Below are 387 nucleotides of genomic sequence, written 5' to 3' on the forward strand. Positions count from 1 at the left end.
TACACGTATACGAACACCACCGGTGGGCCGGTGACGTTGAATCTATCTAACCTACCAGCCAGCGGCACGTACACGGCGGTGGTCTACACGGTCTACGGACTACCGGCAACGGCCACCGTTAGCATGGCATCCGACACGGCCGGTCCTCCTGTGGTGTATGGCAATCCGACACTTCCAACCACAGGTGCTCTACAGAATCAGACGGCCTCCGGACCGGGCCAGAGCGTCACCATGACGTTCAACGCGACGCAGGGCCAGAACCTGGAATTGACGTTGAGCAACGTGGTGGTGACCGGCTCAGGAGCACCGGTCTATGTGAATGTCAACACAAGCACGGGCGCTAATATCGCCTCCACCTATTGCTATCAGAGCACCACGGACAGTTGC

1 protein-coding gene is annotated in these 387 nt (G+C 58.7%); it reads left to right on the plus strand.

Annotated elements, in window-relative coordinates:
• Positions 1-387, plus strand: a 387-nt coding sequence (locus HDE79_RS01080; protein WP_221439978.1) for a hypothetical protein, incomplete at both ends; no start/stop codon positions are given.

The organism is Rhodanobacter sp. MP1X3, from assembly GCF_014207165.1.
Lineage (GTDB): Bacteria > Pseudomonadota > Gammaproteobacteria > Xanthomonadales > Rhodanobacteraceae > Rhodanobacter.